Origin of the sequence: Halomonas sp. ND22Bw (assembly GCF_003011945.1) — a bacterium.
GTDB lineage: Bacteria > Pseudomonadota > Gammaproteobacteria > Pseudomonadales > Halomonadaceae > Halomonas > Halomonas halophila.
Window position 1 is genome coordinate 1 of the sequence record NZ_PXWD01000225.1, and the last position, 417, is coordinate 417.

A 417-nucleotide genomic window follows, 5' to 3' on the forward strand; every position below is an offset into this window, starting at 1 on the left:
TGGCGACCCGGTCAGCCATGAAGCCGACCGCGCCGACCGGCGGCGATTATTCAACGGCCTGGCCCAGGCCATCTTGCAGACAGGCCGCCAGGGCGGCCCGATCACCATCCCCACCAGCGCTGAGGGCCTGCGCCCCGCCTCGCTGCGGCTTGACGCCCGACAAACCAGACAATCGACCTGAAAACAGGCGACCAGGGGAGGATTCCATGATCATCAACCGCAAGACCATCGTCGCCGCCAGCGTATCCGCCTCGGCGCTTTTTGTGGCCGCCGCACCGGCCCTGGCCCAAACGACGGGGCCGGCCGCCGCATCGTCCGACGGGGCGACCCAGGTCGACGAGGTCGTGGTCACGGGCATTCGCGGCGCCCTGCGCAGCGCCATCGGCGTCAAGCGACGCTCGGACCTGGTTGTCGAAG

Annotated in this window: 2 protein-coding genes; both read left to right on the forward strand. The window is 69.3% G+C overall.

All coding sequences use genetic code 11. From position 1 onward, the window contains the following. On the forward strand, positions 1-181 hold a 181-nt coding region (locus CVH10_RS17790), incomplete at its 5' end, for a hypothetical protein (RefSeq protein WP_146143013.1). 25 nt (positions 182-206) lie between these two features. Continuing rightward, positions 207-417: hypothetical protein (locus CVH10_RS17795; RefSeq protein ID WP_146143014.1), on the forward strand; the 211-nt coding region annotated here is incomplete at its 3' end.